At 70.8% G+C, this 17239-nt stretch carries 19 protein-coding genes; all 19 read left to right on the top strand.

Features of this window, described 5'->3' with window-relative positions; translation table 11 throughout:
• Positions 1–2 precede the first annotated feature (2 nt).
• A complete protein-coding gene (locus Q0C41_RS14025) occupies positions 3–1400 on the top strand; it encodes a sigma-54 dependent transcriptional regulator (protein ID WP_291984407.1) in 1398 nt (465 codons plus the stop codon).
• Positions 1401–1403: 3 nt separating this feature from the next.
• Complete coding sequence (locus tag Q0C41_RS14030) at positions 1404–2285, top strand: RDD family protein (RefSeq protein WP_291984408.1); 882 nt, start codon at positions 1404–1406, stop codon at positions 2283–2285.
• Positions 2282–2752 carry a phosphatidylglycerophosphatase A gene (locus Q0C41_RS14035; RefSeq protein ID WP_291984409.1) on the top strand — a complete coding sequence of 157 codons (471 nt, stop codon included), beginning with the start codon at positions 2282–2284 and terminating at the stop codon, positions 2750–2752. Before Q0C41_RS14030 ends, Q0C41_RS14035 begins: the two co-directional genes overlap by 4 nt.
• Positions 2737–4038 (top strand): competence/damage-inducible protein A, encoded by a 1302-nt coding sequence (locus Q0C41_RS14040; RefSeq protein ID WP_291984410.1) that lies wholly within the window; start codon positions 2737–2739, stop codon positions 4036–4038. Before Q0C41_RS14035 ends, Q0C41_RS14040 begins: the two co-directional genes overlap by 16 nt.
• Entirely contained in the window at positions 4035–4631 is a 597-nt protein-coding gene (gene plsY, locus Q0C41_RS14045; RefSeq protein ID WP_291984411.1) for a glycerol-3-phosphate 1-O-acyltransferase PlsY, read from the top strand. Before Q0C41_RS14040 ends, plsY begins: the two co-directional genes overlap by 4 nt.
• Complete coding sequence (locus tag Q0C41_RS14050) at positions 4628–5623, top strand: NAD(P)H-dependent glycerol-3-phosphate dehydrogenase (protein WP_291984412.1); 996 nt, start codon at positions 4628–4630, stop codon at positions 5621–5623. The genes plsY and Q0C41_RS14050 overlap by 4 nt, the downstream gene beginning before the upstream one ends.
• Positions 5624–5643: 20 nt before the next feature.
• Positions 5644–6582 carry a signal recognition particle-docking protein FtsY gene (gene ftsY / locus Q0C41_RS14055; RefSeq protein ID WP_291984413.1) on the top strand — a complete coding sequence of 313 codons (939 nt, stop codon included), beginning with the start codon at positions 5644–5646 and terminating at the stop codon, positions 6580–6582.
• Positions 6576–7679, top strand: coding sequence for a bifunctional diaminohydroxyphosphoribosylaminopyrimidine deaminase/5-amino-6-(5-phosphoribosylamino)uracil reductase RibD (ribD, locus tag Q0C41_RS14060; protein ID WP_291984414.1), 1104 nt, complete (start codon positions 6576–6578; stop codon positions 7677–7679). Before ftsY ends, ribD begins: the two co-directional genes overlap by 7 nt.
• The gene (locus Q0C41_RS14065; protein ID WP_291984415.1) at positions 7660–8259 is read left to right on the top strand and encodes a riboflavin synthase; all 600 of its coding nucleotides are present in this window, start codon (positions 7660–7662) and stop codon (positions 8257–8259) included. The genes ribD and Q0C41_RS14065 overlap by 20 nt, the downstream gene beginning before the upstream one ends.
• A complete protein-coding gene (locus Q0C41_RS14070; RefSeq protein WP_291984416.1) occupies positions 8256–9503 on the top strand; it encodes a bifunctional 3,4-dihydroxy-2-butanone-4-phosphate synthase/GTP cyclohydrolase II in 1248 nt (415 codons plus the stop codon). The genes Q0C41_RS14065 and Q0C41_RS14070 overlap by 4 nt, the downstream gene beginning before the upstream one ends.
• Positions 9504–9579: 76 nt before the next feature.
• On the top strand, positions 9580–12078 hold the full coding sequence (locus tag Q0C41_RS14075; RefSeq protein ID WP_291984417.1) for a hypothetical protein: 2499 nt from the start codon (positions 9580–9582) through the stop codon (positions 12076–12078).
• Positions 12079–12246: 168 nt separating this feature from the next.
• Positions 12247–13623, top strand: coding sequence for a signal recognition particle protein (ffh, locus tag Q0C41_RS14080; RefSeq protein ID WP_291984418.1), 1377 nt, complete (start codon positions 12247–12249; stop codon positions 13621–13623).
• A gap of 56 nt (positions 13624–13679) precedes the next feature.
• Complete coding sequence (gene rpsP / locus Q0C41_RS14085; protein WP_291984419.1) at positions 13680–13952, top strand: 30S ribosomal protein S16; 273 nt, start codon at positions 13680–13682, stop codon at positions 13950–13952.
• Positions 13953–14207 (top strand): KH domain-containing protein, encoded by a 255-nt coding sequence (locus tag Q0C41_RS14090; protein WP_291984420.1) that lies wholly within the window; start codon positions 13953–13955, stop codon positions 14205–14207.
• Between the two features lie 10 nt (positions 14208–14217).
• Positions 14218–14844 (top strand): ribosome maturation factor RimM, encoded by a 627-nt coding sequence (rimM, locus tag Q0C41_RS14095; RefSeq protein WP_291984421.1) that lies wholly within the window; start codon positions 14218–14220, stop codon positions 14842–14844.
• Positions 14750–15502: a tRNA (guanosine(37)-N1)-methyltransferase TrmD gene (gene trmD / locus Q0C41_RS14100; RefSeq protein WP_367079216.1), complete on the top strand. Its 753-nt coding sequence runs from the start codon at positions 14750–14752 to the stop codon at positions 15500–15502. The genes rimM and trmD overlap by 95 nt, the downstream gene beginning before the upstream one ends.
• Positions 15499–15861, top strand: coding sequence for a 50S ribosomal protein L19 (gene rplS, locus Q0C41_RS14105; protein WP_291984423.1), 363 nt, complete (start codon positions 15499–15501; stop codon positions 15859–15861). The genes trmD and rplS overlap by 4 nt, the downstream gene beginning before the upstream one ends.
• Before the next feature lie 142 nt (positions 15862–16003).
• On the top strand, positions 16004–16582 hold the full coding sequence (locus Q0C41_RS14110; protein WP_367079217.1) for a ribonuclease HII: 579 nt from the start codon (positions 16004–16006) through the stop codon (positions 16580–16582).
• On the top strand, positions 16582–17239 hold a 658-nt coding region (locus tag Q0C41_RS14115; protein WP_291984425.1), incomplete at its 3' end, for a bacterial transcriptional activator domain-containing protein. The genes Q0C41_RS14110 and Q0C41_RS14115, both read left to right, overlap by 1 nt.

Below are 17239 nucleotides of genomic sequence, written 5' to 3' on the forward strand. Positions count from 1 at the left end.
CCATGCGTCCGAGCATCCTGATTGTCGACGACGAAGCCGGCGTGCGGTCCGCCCTGTCGGGCGTGCTGCGCGACGAAGGCTTCGAAGTGGAAGCCGTCCCGACCGGGGAGGCCTGCCTGGAGATTGCGCCGGGGCGGCACTTCGACGTCATCCTGCTCGACGTCTGGCTGCCCGGGATCGACGGGCTGCTCACCTTGTCGCGGCTGCGCGATCGGCACGTGGACGCGGCGGTGGTCGTCATCTCCGGCCACGGCAACATCGAGTCGGCCGTCCGTGCCGTGAAGATCGGCGCCTTCGATTTCGTCGAGAAGCCGCTGTCGATCGACAAGACGCTGCACGTGGTGCGCAACGCCCTGCGCCAGCGTCAGCTCGAAGCCGAGAACCGCGCCCTGCGCGAGCACGTCGACAAGCGGTTCGTGATGGTGGGGGAGAGCTACGTCATGCGGTCGCTGCGCGAGCAGATCGCGATGTCGGCGCCGACCAACGGCCGTGTGCTGATCTTCGGCGAGAACGGCACCGGCAAGGAACTGGTGGCGCGCAGCATCCACGCGCTGAGCCGGCGTCGCAGCGGGCCGTTCGTCGAGGTCAACTGCGCGGCGATCCCCGAGGAACTGATCGAGAGCGAGCTGTTCGGGCACGTCCGCGGCGCCTTCACGGGCGCGGTCTCGGACCGGCGCGGGCGGTTCGAGCTGGCCGACGAGGGCACCATCTTCCTCGACGAAGTGGCCGACATGAGTCTCAAGACGCAGGCCAAGGTCCTGCGCGTGCTGCAGGAGCAGGTCGTCGATCCGGTTGGCGGGCACGACAGCGTCAAGGTCGACGTGCGCGTGCTCGCGGCGACCAACAAGGACCTGACCGCGGAGATTCGTGCCGGTCGGTTTCGCGAGGACCTCTTCTTCCGCCTCAACGTGATCCCGATCTTCGTGCCGCCGCTGCGCGAGCGCGAGGAGGACATCCCGCGGCTCATCGCCCACTTCATGCAGGAGCTGTCGCGCGAGCACGGGCGGCGGCCCCGCCAGATCGACCCGGAGGCGATGGACGTGCTGCGGCGCTATGCCTGGCCCGGCAACGTCCGCGAACTGCGCAACGTGGTCGAGCGGCTGCTCATCATGGTCCCCGGCGAGGTCGTCGAGCCGCGCCACCTCTCGTTCCTGCAGGGCGGACAGATCGTCGATGGTCTGCCTGAGCTGGCCAGTGGTCCCTCGCTGCCGTTGCACGAGGCGCGCGAGCGCTTCGAGCGCGACTACATCGTGCGCACGCTGGCGGCGCAGCAGGGCAACATCTCGCGTACCGCCGAAGTCCTCGGCGTGGAACGCAGCAACCTCTATCGGAAGATGAAGGCGTTCGGCATCGTGCCTGCGCGGCGTGAGCCACGCGAAGGCCCGGTGGCGGTGGATTGATCGATGCGTTGTCCCAAGTGCAGTTATCTCAGCTACGACGACGTGGAGCGGTGCCGCAACTGCGGCTACGACTTCTCGCTCGCCAGCGTGCCCCACGAACCGGAGCCCGCCGCGCCCGAGGATCCCACCCACGAGGCGCGGGCGTGGGAGCCGACGCGCCGCCGCCGACCCGGCACGATGGACACTCCGTTCCCGACCGAGGGCGGTCCACTCGACCTGCCGCTGTTCGAGGACCCCCCGGTGCCGGAACTGCCGCCCGTGGCGATTCCGCCGGCGGGCCCGCCGCTCTCCGTCCGTCGCAAGATCGAGATCACGAGACCGCCGGCGCGTGTCGACCCTGCCGCCGGCCCGCTCGATCCGCCCGCGGCCCCGGCGGCCTTCGACTGGCCCGAGGAGCCCACGGCGCCAGACCTGCCGGTGGTGGAGGCGCTCGGGACACCAGCCTCGTCGGACGCTCCCGCCGGTGACGCACTCGGGCTGCGCCTCAGGGCCGGGGCGATCGATGCCGCGATCCTCATCGCCATCGACCTGGTCGTCCTGTGGCTGACGCTGCGCGTGGCCGACGTGACCATGGACGAGTGGCGCCTGCTGCCACTGGTGCCGCTGGTGGGGTTCCTCTTCCTGCTCGATACGGCCTATCTGGTCACCTTCACGGCGGCCTCCGGGCAGACGATCGGCAAGATGCTCTCGGGGCTGCGGGTCGTCTACGGCGACCAGGGGCGCGTGCCGTTCGGGCATGCGGTGCTGCGCAGCGTGGCCGTGCTGCTGTGCGCGATCCCGGCTGGACTGGGCTTGCTGCCGCTGTTCATGGACGCCGAGCGACGCGGTGCCCACGATCGTCTCGCCGGCACGCGGGTCGTGCCCGCAGATCAGGAGATCGCGTGACATCCCGCGTCTCGAGGGCCGTGGCCACCGTGTTCGGCATCGGCTACGTGCCGTTCGCCCCGGGCACCTTCGGTTCCGCCGCCGGCCTGGCCGTGTTCGCGGCCGTCCGCGCCGCCGGGGGGCCTGTCGTCGAGGCCCTCACGATCGTGCTCGTGTTCCTCGTGGGGGCCTGGGCCGCGACGGCCGCCGAGACCCACTTCGGTCACATCGACCCGGGGCCCGTGGTCATCGACGAGGTGCTCGGCATGCTCGTGACCCTCGCCTTCCTGCCGGTGTCGGTGACGGGAGCCCTGGTGGGGTTCGTGCTGTTTCGTGTCTTCGACGTCATCAAGCCGCCGCCGTGCAACAGCCTCGAGGCCTTGCCGGGGGGCTGGGGCGTGATGAGTGACGATCTGATGGCCGGCGTCTACGCGTGCGTGTGCGTGCGTCTGCTGGCGTGGCTGGCCCCGACATGGATGCTGGCGTGATGCCGACGGCGTTTGCCCGGGCAGAGACCATCGCGGTGGGCAGCGAGCTGCTGGCGCTCGGCCGCACCGACACCAATTCCGGCGTCATCGCCGGGCGGCTCGCCTCGTTGGGCATCGACGTGGTGGCCCGCAGCATCGTCGGTGATCAGCTCGCGCACCTGGAGCTGGCCGTGCGCACCGCCCTGCAGCGGGCCGATGTCGTGATGCTGACGGGCGGTCTCGGCCCGACCGAAGACGACCTCACGCGCCAGGCCGTGGCGGCGGCGCTCGGCCGCACGCTGCACGAGGATCCCGTGCAGCTCGCGCGCATCGAGGAGCGCTTCTCGAAGCGGGGACTGCCCATGCCCGACATCAACCGTCGGCAGGCCCTGCTCATCGAGGGCGCCGTGCGCCTCGACAACCCGAACGGCACGGCGCCCGGCCAGTGGATCGATCTCGGGGATCAGGCGATCGCCCTCCTGCCCGGTCCGCCGCGCGAGATGGTCCCGATGCTCGACGGTCTCGTGGCGGGGGCGCTCGGCGCGCGTGCGAGCGCCGCGTGCACGCACAGCCGTGGCCTGCGCGTGGCCGGGCGCAGCGAATCCTCGGTCGAGGCGACGCTGCTGCCGCTGTACGCGAAGTGGCGTGAGGGATCGCTGCCGATCGAGGCGACCATCCTCGCGGCGCTCGGTCGCATCGAGTTGTACCTGTTCGTGCGCACCGCTGACGCGGCGGCGGCCGGCGCCGTGCTCGATCAGGCGATTGCCGAGGCCGCGGACGCGCTCGGGGCGTCGGTCTACACGACCCGCGACGAGTCCCTCGAGGAACTGGCGGGGCGTCTGCTGTCCGAGGCCGGCTGGCGCGTGGCGGTGGCCGAGTCGTGCACGGGCGGCATGCTGGCCGCGCGCATGACCGACGTGCCCGGCAGCTCGGCGTGGCTGGACGGCGGCGTCATCGCCTACAGCAACGCCCTCAAGACCGTGCTGGCCGACGTGCCGCCGGCGCTCATTGCCGAGCACGGCGCCGTCAGCGAACCGGTCGCGCTGGCCCTGGCGGCTGGCGCGCGGGCCCGCTGCAGTACGCAGGTCGGCATCGGCATCACCGGGATCGCGGGGCCCGACGGCGGCACCGACGCCAAGCCGGTCGGCACCGTGTTCATCGCCCTGCACACGCCGCGGGTGATCGCCTGCCGACAGGCGCGGTTCGTCGGGGATCGTGCCGTCGTGCGGCAGCAGTCGGTCTCGGCCGCGCTCGACATGCTCCGACTGGCGTTGACCGGGCACGATCCCGTCGGACTCGCGCGATGACCGCCGCAGACGTGGCCCTGGTCGTCCTCGCGGGATTCCTGCTCGGGTCGATCCCGTTCCCGTATCTGCTCACGCGTCGCCGCGGCATCGATCTCCGCACGGTGGGCTCGGGCAACGTCGGCGCCGCCAACGTCCTGCGCGTGTCGTCGCCCGCCACGGCCATCACCGTGCTCGCGCTCGACGCCACCAAGGGCGGGCTCGCGGTCTGGCTGGCCGACGCCCTGACGCGGCACTCGACGCTGGCCGTCTGTGCCGGACTGGCGGCCATCGCCGGGCACGTCTACCCCCCGTGGCTGGGCTTTCGTGGCGGCAAGGGCATGGCGACGACGGCGGGCATGTTCGCCGTGCTGGCGCCGGCGGCGACCGCACTCTCGGCCGTCCTGTTCCTGCTGCTGATCCTCGGCACGCGAATCGTCTCGGTGGGATCGCTCGGCGCGATGCTCGCGCTGCCGCCACTGACCGCGTGGCTCGGTGCGGCGCCGCCCGTGGTCATGGGCGCCTGCGCCGCGGCCGTGTTCGTCGCCTTTCGCCATCGCACCAACATGCGGCGGCTCTGGCTCGGCACCGAGCGCCGCCTGGGGCAACGGCTGTGACGACGACGGTGGTGGGATCCGGGTCGTGGGGCACCGCGCTGGCGATGCATCTGGCGCGGGTGGGGCACGAGGTGCACCTGTGCGCGCGGGACGCGGCGCTCGCGGCGCGGATGCGCGACATGCGCGAGAACGCCGTCTACCTGCCGGGCGTGCCGTTGCCCGACGGGGTCCATCCGACGCACGAGACGGCGGCCGCCGTGGCCGACGCCTCGATGGTGATCTGGGCTGTCCCCTCGCACGGCACTCGCGCCACCCTGCGTGACCTCGCCCCCGCCATCCGCCCCGGCACCGTGATGGTGAGCGCGACCAAGGGCCTCGAGCGCGTCACCTGGACCAGGATGTCGCAGGTGCTCGCGGAGGAACTGCCAAGCGGCTGTCCGGTCGTCGTGTTGTCCGGCCCGAGTTTTGCGCACGAGGTCGCGCACGAACTGCCCACCGCGGTGGTGACGGCGGCCGCCGACGGCGACGCCAACGCCCGGGTGCAGGAAGAGCTGCGCGGCCGACGCTTCCGGCTCTATGCCAGCGACGACGTGGTGGGCGTGGAAGTGGGCGGCGCCTACAAGAACGTCATCGCGATCGCGGCGGGCGTGGTCGAGGGACTCGGCCTCGGCCACAACGCATTGGCGGGGCTGGTCACGCGCGGGCTGGCGGAGATGACGCGCCTGGCGGTGGCGCTCGGTGGCCGGCAGGAAACGCTGGCCGGACTGAGCGGGTTGGGCGATCTCGTCCTGACGTGTACGGGAGCGGCCAGCCGGAATCACCGGCTCGGTATCGAGCTCGGGCAGGGGCGGGCGCTGGCCGAGATCCTGGCGGGCATGCGCATGGTGGCCGAGGGCGTCAACACGGCCGAGGGCATGCTGGCGCTCGGCGCCGCGGCTGGCGTCGAGCTGCCGATCGCCGAGCAGATGGCGGCCGTGCTGGCCGGGGGCACCCATCCGCTGGCCGCGACCGAGGCCCTGATGGTGCGGCCCCAGAAGCACGAGCGGCACTGACGGGTTGTTACACTGACACGGTGAGTTTCTTCGACCGCCTCAAGTCGAGCCTGCAGAAGACGAAGGACCAGCTCTTCGGGGCGTTCGACAGCGACGCTGCCACCACCACCCCCACGGGGAGCGCGACGGCCACCGCCGGCGCGCGCGCGCGCCGCATCGAGTCGGTCGATGCCCTCGAGGAGGCGCTGATCACCTGCGACGTGGGGGTGGCGGCCACCGACCGGATCGTCGAGAGCGTGCGTCGCAAGGCACGTCGCGGCGACGACCTCCTCCCGCTGGTGCGCCAGGAGATTCTGGCGATTCTCGAAGGCGCGGCCCCGCCCCCGGCGACTGGTGGGCACCCGCGGGTCGTGTTGATCGTCGGCGTCAACGGCACCGGCAAGACCACGTCGATCGGCAAGCTGGCCAACCTGCTGAAGCAGGAGGGACAGAAGCCGCTCGTATGTGCTGCCGACACCTTCCGCGCCGCGGCGGTGGAGCAGCTCGAGATCTGGACGAAGCGGGCCGAGGTCGGCTTCGTGCGCGCGCAGCCCAACTCCGATCCGGCGGCGGTCGTCTTCGACGCCATCCAGGCGGCGCGGGCCCGCCACCTCGATCCGGTGCTCGTGGACACGGCGGGTCGCCTCCACACCCGCGTCAACCTGATGAACGAGCTCGACAAGATCAAGCGCATCGCCGCCCGCGAGGTCGAGGGGGCGCCGCACGAGGTGTTGCTGGTCCTCGACGCGACGGTCGGGCAGAACGGCGTGGCCCAGGCGCGCGAGTTCATGAAGGTCTCGGGCGTCAACGGCATCATCCTGACCAAGCTCGATGGCACGGCCAAGGGCGGGGTCGCCGTGGCGATCGCGCAGGACCTGCGCCTGCCGATCCGCTACGTCGGGACGGGCGAACAGATCGACGACCTCGTGCCGTTCAATCCCCGCGAGTACGTCGACGCGCTCTTCGAAGAGGCGTGGTAGACCTTCGTGACGTCGACGGCGACCTCCGCCCGGAGGACGCCAGGTTCATGGCGCGCGCGCTGTGGCATGCCGAACGCGGCCGCGGCAGTACCACGCCCAATCCGATGGTCGGGGCCGTGATCGTCGATGGCGAGGGCGTGGTCGTCGGCGTCGGGCATCACCACGCCGCTGGCGGGCCGCATGCCGAGATCGTCGCCCTGCAGGCCGCGGGTACCCGGGCCGCCGGTGCGACGCTCTACTGCACGCTCGAACCCTGCAGCCACACGGGGCGGACCGGGCCGTGCTGCGTGGCCGTGGCGGCCGCCGGGATTCGCCGCGTCGTCGTGGCCACCGGCGATCCGTTCCCCCAGGTGTCGGGCCGCGGCTTCGCGTTCCTGCGCGAGCGCGGCGTGGCGGTGACCACGGGAGTGGGGCGCCGCGAGGCGCGGCAGCAGAACGCGCCGTTCTTCTCGGCCGTGGAGCGCGGTCGGCCGTGGGTGCACCTGAAGGTGGCCCTGAGTCGAGACGGTGGCGTGGCCGCAGGGATCGGCCAGCGCACCAGCATCAGCGGGCCCGAGGCGTCGCGCTGGACCCAGCGACTGCGCGGCGCCGTCGACGCCATCGCGATCGGCGCGGGCACCGCGCGCATCGACGACCCTCTGCTGACGGCCCGCGAGGTCTATCGACATCGGCCGCTCGCGCGGGTGGTGTTCGATCGGCAGGTGTCGCTGTCGCCGGAGTCCCGGCTGGTGCAGACGGTCGGTGCCGGACCGGTCCTGGTGCTGGCCAGCGCGGAGGGGGCCGCCTCGGCGTCGGCCGACGTGCTGCGGACACGAGGCGTCGAGGTGCTGTCGACCGACGGCACCATCGCCGGAGCGCTTGCGGTGCTGGTGGGGCGTCAGGTCCATGCCCTGCTCGTCGAAGGCGGGCCGACCCTGCATGCGGCGTTCTGGGCCGCAGGCGTCGTCGACCACATCAGCCAGCTGGTGGCCGATCGTGCCCTCGGGCCCGATGCCGTCCGCTGGTCCCTGCCTGCCCGACCGATCGGGTGGGTTCCTCGAACCGTGCCCCTCGGGCGCGACGTCCTTCTGGAAGCGGATGTTTACGGGACTGATTGAAGCCACCGGCACCGTGCGCGCCCGAGGCCCCGTGGCCGGCGGCCAGCGCCTCACCATCGAGACGCCCCTCGCGGCGGAGCTGGCCCTCGGCGACAGCGTCGCCACCAGCGGCGTCTGCCTCACGGTGGTGGCACGCGACGCCACGACCTGGAGCGCCGACGTCTCGCCGGAGACCCTGCGGGTCACGGCCCTGGGCGGCCTGGCGGAGGGTGACGAGGTCAACCTCGAGCGCCCGCTCGCCATCGGCAGCCGGCTCGGCGGGCACTTCGTGCAGGGGCACGTCGACGGCACCGGGCGGGTCGACGCGGTCCTGCCGGAAGGGGAGTTCTACCGGGTCCGGATTTCCTTCCCGCCCCAGCTGGCCGCATACTTCATCGAGAAGGGCTCGGTGGCCGTCGATGGCATCAGCCTGACGGTCGCGGCGCTGGCCGCGTCGACCTTCGACGTCCAGATCATTCCGCACACCTGGACGGCCACGACCCTGCGTCATGCGCAGCCGGGGGCCATCGTCAATCTCGAATGCGACATGGTGGGCAAGTACGTCTTGCGCAGCCTGTCGCTGGGTACCGCTCGATCATGACCAGCGCCATCCGCATCGCCAAGGGCTCCGCCGCCCAACGTGGACCATTCGCCACCGTCGAAGACGCCATCGAGGCGTTCAAGGCCGGCAAGATGCTCATCGTCGTCGACGATGAGGACCGCGAGAACGAGGGCGACCTGACGATGGCGGCCGAACTGGTGACGCCCGAGGCCGTCAACTTCATGGCCACGCACGGCCGCGGCCTCATCTGCCTCGCGATGACGCCCGAGCGCCTGGACGCCCTCGACATCCCGCTGCAGGTCCAGCAGAACTCGTCGCGCACCGGCACGGCGATGTGCGTGGGCATCGAGGCCAAGGCGACGACGTCGACGGGCATCTCGGCGCCCGATCGCGCGGCGACCATTCGGGCGGCGATTCATCCCGACACGCGGCCGGACGACCTGGCCCGTCCCGGGCATGTGTTCCCGCTGCGGGCGCGGTCCGGTGGCGTGCTCGTGCGCACGGGGCACACCGAGGCCGCCGTGGATCTGGCTCGGGCCGCCGGCCTCGCGCCGGCCGGCGCCATCTGCGAGATCATGCGCACCGACGGCACCATGGCGAGGGTGCCCGACCTCGGCAAGTTCGCGAAGAAGCACGGCCTGCTGATGATCACCATCGCGGACCTCGTGCGCTGGCGTCTGCGTCACGAGCGCCTGGTGCAACCCGAGGCGGTGGCCAAGCTGCCGACCGAGTACGGTGAGTTCACCGTGCACGCCTTCGACAGCTCGCTCGACGGCGAGACGCATGTCGCGCTCGTCTGCGGCGAGATTGGCGACGGCATGGACGTCATGGTGCGGGTGCACTCCAAGTGCCTCACCGGGGACGTGTTCCACTCGTCGCGGTGCGATTGCGGTCCGCAACTCGAGACGGCGATGCAGCGCATCGCCGCCGAAGGACGCGGCGTGCTCCTGTATCTGAATCAGGAGGGCCGCGGCATCGGACTGGCCAACAAGATCCGCGCGTATGCGCTGCAGGATCAGGGCCTCGACACCGTCGAGGCCAACGAGAAGCTCGGCTTCAAGGCCGACCAGCGCGACTACGGCATCGGCGCGCAGATCCTGCGGCACCTCGGTGTGCGGTCGATGCGCCTGCTCACCAACAACCCGCGCAAGTTCGTCGGGCTCGAAGGCTACGGCCTGTCGGTCACCACGACGGTGCCGCTCGAGATTCCAGCCGGTGAGCACACGCTCAAGTACCTGACGACCAAGAAGCACAAGCTCGGGCATACCCTCAAGGGCGTCTGAGCCCGTCGCCCATCCGTCACGCCGTGCTGTCGAATCGGCGCGCGCGGGCGTACACTCGCGCGCGGAGGGTCCGCGCGTGTCAGAGTCCTGCCGCTCGTTGTCGCGTCTGCTTCTGGTTGTCGTTGGACTGCTCACGTGCGGACCGGCCACGGCGTTGGCCCAGAAGGTCCTCGCGGCCCTGCCCGTCGCCCAGGACCCTGTGGTGCTCGCCGCCTCGGGACGGTTCGTGCTGACCGTCACGCCGGTCGCGGTCGTGCCCGGTGATGGCGACGGACTGAGCGACACCTGCATCTTCAGTCTCGACAGCGCCGCCTGGCGGTGTGTGCCGCGCACGGCGATTGTCGGCGTCCCCGAACCCGACGCCTCGACCTCTGGTGTGACCCCGTTGGCGATCTCCGACGACGGCCGCTACATCGCCTACGTGACGACGCGCCGGCCACCTGTCGGCTTCCAGGGGCCCGCGCCCCCGCCTGTCCTGCATCGCTTCGATCTCCAGACGTCGACCCGCGTCGTGGTGCGTGATGCTGCGACCGATGCCTTTCGTCGGCCAGCCATGAGTCGCGATGGGTTGACCTTTGCGTGGCTGGGTGAGGCCAACGCCGTCCTTGTCGGGGCAGTGGGGACGGCAGCGGCAGTCGTCGGTCTCGCCTGCCCGAGCACCACGAGCGATTGTCCGTACGGGCCGGTCCTGACGGCCGACGGTGCGACGGTCGCCTACCTCGTGGGACGCGGTGAGTACGGCGAGGCCCCCGACCACCTCGAGATCGTGCAGCGCACCCCTCTGACCCGAACGGTGTACACGGAGTTTCGTCCACGTGGGGCCGACGGCCTGCTGGCGATCACCGCCGATGGCAGGTTCGTCACGGCATTCAACAGCGATGGAAGCGGTGGCGTCTTCGACGTCCGCACGCGGCGACTCGACCCTATTCCGGTGGCGACGGTCGGGGGACTACCACCTGCCCTCAGCGACGATGGCGAATATGTTCTTGCGTCGGAGGGCAACGTCTTCGACCGGCGCGGCTCGCGCGTGCTCGCCTCCGGCGGAACGTTCTCGCGCGGCCTGTCTGCCGACGGTCGGCTGATCGCCGTCGTGTTGTCGGGCACGCTGCTGGTGCTCGATCTGGATGGCGACAACGACGGGATGCGCGACCCGTGGGAGTCGGTGTTCGGCCTCGACCCGAGCAACGCGGCCGACGCCGCCCTCGATCCCGACGGCGACGGGCGAACCAACCGCGACGAGTTCGCCTTGCGCTCCCACCCGAGGGGCACCTACCGCCGCTACTTCGCCGAGGGCGTCTGGAGCGATGTCTTCGACACGACGGTGCACGTGGCCAGTGCCCTGCAGTTTCGCAACTATCCGCAGGCAGGCACCATCGTCGTCAGCTTCTTCGGCGACGATGGGCAGGGGACGTCGCAGTCGGTGCAGGGCAGATTTCCCTCGCTGTCGGGCAGTCCGATGGCGCGACCGACCGTGCTGACGCCGCAGCAGTTCTCCATCCTCGCGGAGAGTGACGTGCCCTTCGCCGCCGAGCGTGTCACCGCCTGGGGGACGCCTCGGCGTGGTGCACACGGCACCGCGGGGACGACGCCGTCCACCCAGTGGTTCCTCGCGGAGGGGGCAACGCTCGGCGGATTCCAGCTCTTCTACTTGCTGGCCAACCCTGGCAGCACCGACGCGGTGGTTGACGTCGACTATCTGCTGGCCACCGGCGGTGCCCCCATCCGTCGGCGCCACGTGGTGCCCGCCCACACGCGGCGCACGATCTGGGTCAATCAGGAAGGCGGTCCGCTGGGATCGGCGGAGATGTCCGCCCAGCTGGTCAGCTCGGCGCCGATCGTGGTCGAGCGTGCGATGTATCTCCCGGCGGATGCCCGAGGGTTCACTGGCGGCACGGCGGCCGTCGGCGCGCAGGCGCCGGCCGAGTCCTGGGTGTTTGCCGAAGGGGCCACCGGACCGGTCTTCGACACCTTTCTGCTGCTCATGAACCCGGCCGACGTGCCGGTCCAGGTGCAGGCCCGGTACACGCGCGCCGATGGCCTCGACGTCGTGCGGTCGTATGTCCTCGAGGGCCGCTCGCGACGCAGTCTCTGGGTCGACCAGGAGGACCCGTTGCTGGCCGACGCGGCGTTCAGTACCCGCCTGGAGGCCACCGCGGGCATCGTCGCGGAGCGTGCCATGTGGTGGCGGGCACCGGACGGGGGCGCCACGTGGGTCGATGGCCATGCGGAGCTGGGGGCCACGAGTTCGGCGACGGTGTGGCTGGTGGCGGACATGCCCGAGAGTGCCTTCCTGCTGCTCGCCAGTGATGCTGACCGGGAGGGTCTGGTGCGGATTACCTACTTCACCGAGGGGGGTGGCGGGGCGGGCACGTCATGGTATGCCGTGCCCCCCAGGGGCCGGGTGACGGTCTGGCCGACGCAGGACCTGCCAAGCCTGCCGGCGGGGCGATACCGGGCCGTCGTCGAAGCCCAGGCCACGGCCGGGGGCCCACCAGTCCCCATCGTCGTCGAGCGCGCCGCCTACGGCCCTGGTCTGTCCACCGGCACCGTGTACCTGGCGACGCCGGTCCCGTAGGGGGCGGTGGCGGCCGGCCCGGCGAGCCGGCCCTCCCATCCCCGGTTCCCATCCCCGGTTCCCATCCCCGGTTCCCGGTTCCCGGTTCCCGACTCCCGATCGGTTGTAACCCGTGCTAGACTCGTGGTTTGCCACTGGGCCGCCGGGCGGTCCGGGTGGACGTGTGTGATGTTCGACTCGCTCAGCAATCGCCTCCAGGACGTCTTCCAGCACCTTGGAAGAGAAGTGCGTCTGACGCCGGAGACGGTGGAAATCGCCCTGCGGGAGATCCGCATGGCGCTGCTCGAGGCCGACGTCAACTTCAAGGTCGTCAAGGCCTTCGTCGACAAGGTGCGCGATCGCGCCGTGGGCGAGGAGGTCCTGAAAAGCCTGAGCGCCGGGCAGCAGGTCGTCCGCATCGTCCGCGACGAGATGCTGGCGCTGTTCGGCGACACGCAGGGTGGGCTGCCGCCGGTCAGTCGGTCGCCGCGCGTGATTCTCATGCTGGGGCTGCAGGGCTCGGGCAAGACGACCACGACCGGCAAGCTGGCCAAGTGGCTGGTCAAGCAGGGCAAGCACCCGATCGTGGTGTCGACGGACGTCCGTCGGCCGGCCGCGATCGAGCAGCTGAACCTGGTGGCCAGGCAGGCCGGTGTGCGGGCGCACGACCCGGCTGGTGATCTGGATCCGGTCTCGCGCGCGGCCGGGGCGATGCAGGAAGCGCGGACGCTCGGGTACGACACGGTCATCGTCGACACGGCGGGCCGGTTGCACATCGACGACGAGCTGATGGTGGAGCTCGAGGCGATCAAGGCCACGGTGCAGCCGACCGATCAGCTGTACGTCGCCGACGCGATGACCGGGCAGGACGCGATCAAGAGCGCGGGCGAGTTCAACCGCCGCGTCGGGGTGACCGGCGTCGTGCTCTCGAAGATGGACGGCGATGCGCGCGGTGGCGCGGCGCTGTCGGTGGTCTCGGTCGTGGGTGTGCCGATCGCCTTCACGGGCAGCGGCGAGCGCCTCGACGACCTCGAGGCCTTCCATCCTGATCGGGTGGTGTCGCGGGTGTTGGGCATGGGCGACGTGCTGTCGCTCATCGAGAAGGCCGAGTCGGTCGTCACGCAGGAAGACGCCGCGAAGCTCGAACAGAAGATCCTCGACAACGACTTCACGCTCGAGGACTTCCGGGAGCAGCTCCAGACCATCAAGAAGATGGGGCCGCTCGAGAACCTGCTCGGGATGTTGCCGGGCATGGGGCAGATCAAGCAGCAGATGGCGGGGAAGATCGACGGCAAGCAGATGGCCCACGTCGAGGCCATCATCCTGTCGATGACGCCCCGGGAACGCCGGAACCATCAGCTGCTCAACGGCAGCCGTCGTCGTCGCATCGCGCGCGGCAGCGGCACGTCGGTCGAGGACGTCAATCGTCTCATCAAGCAGTTTCTCGAGATGAAGAAGATGATGAAGATGATGGGCGGGATGGCCGGTGGCAAGGGTGGCGGCAAGCTGCGCAAGCAGATGGGCATGATGAAAGCCGCCATGCAGGCGCAGCGCACGCTGCGGTAGGTCGTAGGCAGGTAGGGCAGGGCCGGCTCTCCGAGCCGGCCGTTCAGAGAGAGCACATGGTTACGATTCGGCTGCGCCGCCAGGGCGCCAAGAAGTCCCCGTTCTATCGCATCGTGGTGATCGATTCCCGCAATGCCCGTGAAGGTGCGTTCGTCGAGATTCTCGGCCACTACAACCCGCGCCGGACGCCCGAGACGCTCGTGATCGATCGCGAGCGGATGCAGCACTGGCTGAGCGTGGGCGCCAAGGCGTCCGACTCGGTCCGCACGCTCGTCAAGCGCGCGCCGCTCCCGGTCGTCGAGACGGCGGCGCCTGCGGCGACGGCGTAGATGGGCGACGTTCGCGCACTGGTGGAGGTGGTCGCCCGCGCGTTGGCCGACGACCCCTCGCAGGTGACGGTCACCGAGGCCGAGCACCGCGGCGTGTCCGTGGTGGAGGTGTTCATGGCGCCGGGCGAACTGGGGCGGCTGATCGGGCGGCAGGGCCGCACCGCGCAGGCGCTGCGGACGCTGGCCCAGACCACCGGCGACCGCGATGGCCGGAAGGTGCAGGTCGAGTTCCGCGACGGCGCGCCGCGCCGCTGAGCAGACGACCGTGGACGCCTGGGACGACATGGTGCTGGTGGGCCGGATCGCCCGCCCGCACGGGTTGCGCGGCGAGGTGCTGATCGCACCGGACACCGACTTCCCGGACCTGCGGTTTGCCGAGGGGGCGACGCTGTTTGCCCGCGAGGGCGACACGGTGGTGGCCCTGGACATCGATCGGTCCCGCGCCCACGGCGGCAAGCCCCTGGTCGGCTTCCGTGGGCGCGACCGGATCGAGGATGTCGAAGGACTCGGCCGCGAGCTGAAGATTCCGGAATCGGCGCTCGCGCCGCTGCCGGAGGGCGAGTACTACTGGTACCAGTACGTCGGGGCGCCGGTGCAGACCGAGGCCGGCGACGCGGTGGGCACGGTGGTACGGGTCGAGCCCAACGGCGGGTCGGGCATGCTGGTGGTGCAGCGGGGGCCGGAAGAAGTGCAGATTCCATTGGCGCCCGTGATGTGCCCGGTGCTGCGACCGGATCTGATCGTGGTGCGGCCGCCCGACGGGCTGCTGGACCTGAACTCCCCGGGGCCCAAGCGGCGTGCGCATCGACATCGTGACCATCTTTCCCGCCATGGTGCGGGCCGGCCTCCAGGACGGGATCCTGGGGCGGGCGGTGGACAAGGGCCTGATTGACCTGCAGGTGCACGACCTGCGGGACTTCACGTCGGACCGCCACAAGGTGGTGGACGACACGCCCTTCGGCGGTGGGCCGGGGATGGTGCTGAAACCCGAGCCGCTGTTCCGGGCGGTGGAGCATCTGCAGGCGACGCGCGGGGCACCGGATGCGGTGCTGCTGCCCTCGCCGCAGGGACGCCGCTTCACCCAGGCGGTGGCCGAGGAGTACAGCCGGCGGGCACATCTCGTGTTCCTGTGCGGGCGGTACGAAGGCGTGGACGAGCGGGTGAGCACGACGCTGGTCACCGAAGAGGTGTCCATCGGCGACTATGTGCTCTCGGGTGGGGAACTCCCCGCGCTCGTCATCGTGGACGCCGTGGCCCGGATGGTGCCCGGCGTGGTGGGCGATGCGGAGTCGGTGGTGCGGGACTCCTTCACGCGCGGGTTGCTGGACCACCCGCACTACACGCGGCCGGCGAGTTTTCGCGGCCTGGACGTACCCGGGGTGCTGCTGTCGGGGCACCACGGCGAGATCGACCGCTGGCGACGCCAGCAGGCCCTGCGACGCACGTACGAACGGCGACCGGACCTGCTGGTTGACGAGGCGCTGACCGACGAAGAGCGACAATGGCTGGCCGCGTGGACGGCTGGCGAGAGGAACGGAACACAGTCATGACCACGATCGAGACCATCGAAGCCGCGCAGCTCACCCAGCGCCCCGCCGTCAAGTCCGGCGACACCGTCCGCGTGCACGTCAAGGTGCGCGAGGGCGACAAGGAGCGCATCCAGGTGTACGAGGGCCTCATCATCGGGATGCACCGTGGCAGCACGCGCGCGTCCATCACCGTGCGCAAGGTCTCGTTCGGCCAGGGGGTCGAGCGCATCTTCCCGCTCCACTCGCCGGTCATCGACAAGATCGAAGTGCTGCGCACCGCCAAGGTTCGCCGCGCCAAGCTCTACTTCCTCCGCGGCCTGCGTGGCAAGGCGGCCCGCATGAAGGAAGCCGTGCGCAAGGTCGCGCCGAAGCAGGCCTAGTCCGACTCGAAGACGGGCCCCGCGGGCGCAGCGGCGCGAGGGGCCCAGGTCGCCACCCCCGATGGCACTTCCCGCTGGACGCACGCGGCCGTCGGCCCGTCGTACCCTCGAGAACGCCCTCCGACGCGCTGGTCACCGCTGGGTGGCCGGCGTGGACGAGGTCGGCCGCGGGTGCCTCGCCGGGCCGGTGACCGCCGCCGCCGTCGTCCTGGATCCCGACAGGCCCATCCCCGGGCTCCGCGACTCCAAGCTCCTCTCCGCCGCGGCCCGCGAGCGTCTGCACGACCGCATCCTGCGGCAGGCGATCGCCTGCCAGGTGGTCTCCCTCTCGGTCGCCGAAATCGACGCGCTCAACATCCATCGCGCCTCGCTGGCGGCGATGCGCACCGCAGTATTGAGTTTGGACCCTCCGGCCGATTACGTCCTTGCGGACGGCTTTGCCCTCCCTGACCTGCCGGTGCCTCACCAGGGCCTCGTGAAGGGTGACCAGCGGTGCGCCTGCATCGCGGCGGCCTCGATCGTGGCCAAGGTGACACGTGATCGGCTGATGGTGGCGATGGATCAGGACGACCCCCGCTACGGCTACGCCCGTCACAAGGGCTATGCCACGGCGGAGCACCTGGCCGCCATCCGGCTCCACGGACGGACGGACGCGCACCGGCGCTCCTTCCGACCGACGACCTTGTTGGACCTGTTGATCGACCACGACCCCGATTGCTGATGAGCACTCGCGACGAGCTGACCCGCCAGGCCGAGAAGTCCCTTCGTCAGGGGCGGGTCGACGAGGCAATCGCCCACTACCAGGAACTGGCGTACCTCGCGCCGGTCGACTGGGGGCTCGTCAAGCAACTGGCAGATCTGCTCGAGCGAGCGGGGCAGCGCGAGGGCGCAGCCCAGCAGTTCGCGCGCTGGGCCGATCACCTCGCCACCGAGGGCTTCCACTCCAAGGCCGCCGCCCTCTACAAGAAAGTCCTCAAGCTCGACGCCAGCCACGAGCACGCCCTCTGGCACCTGGGCGAAGTGTCGATCGAGCTGAAGCTGCGCGCCGATGCCAAGGTGGCGTTCCAGCGCGTCGCCGACATACGCCAGCGACGCGGTGACGCGGCGGGCGCCGCAGCCGCACGCGACCGTCTGGCTCAGCTCGAGGCCACCCCCGCGCCGGTCTCTGCCGCCCCAACGATGCCGCCGGCCTACGCCCCCGTCGTCCCGGCGATCGTGCCGGCGCCCCAGGCGCCCGCCGCGCCATCGCCGTCCGGTGCCTCGCTGCCGTCGTGGCTGCGCGCGCCCGAACCGGAGCCGATGCGGGCAGAGGTCCCGGTGCCGGTGCCCATCCCGGCCCCTCCGCCGCCACCGCCACCACCACCGCCACCCGAGACGC

This window comes from Luteitalea sp. (assembly GCF_022842525.1).
In the GTDB taxonomy this organism is placed as follows: Bacteria; Acidobacteriota; Vicinamibacteria; order Vicinamibacterales; family Vicinamibacteraceae; genus Luteitalea.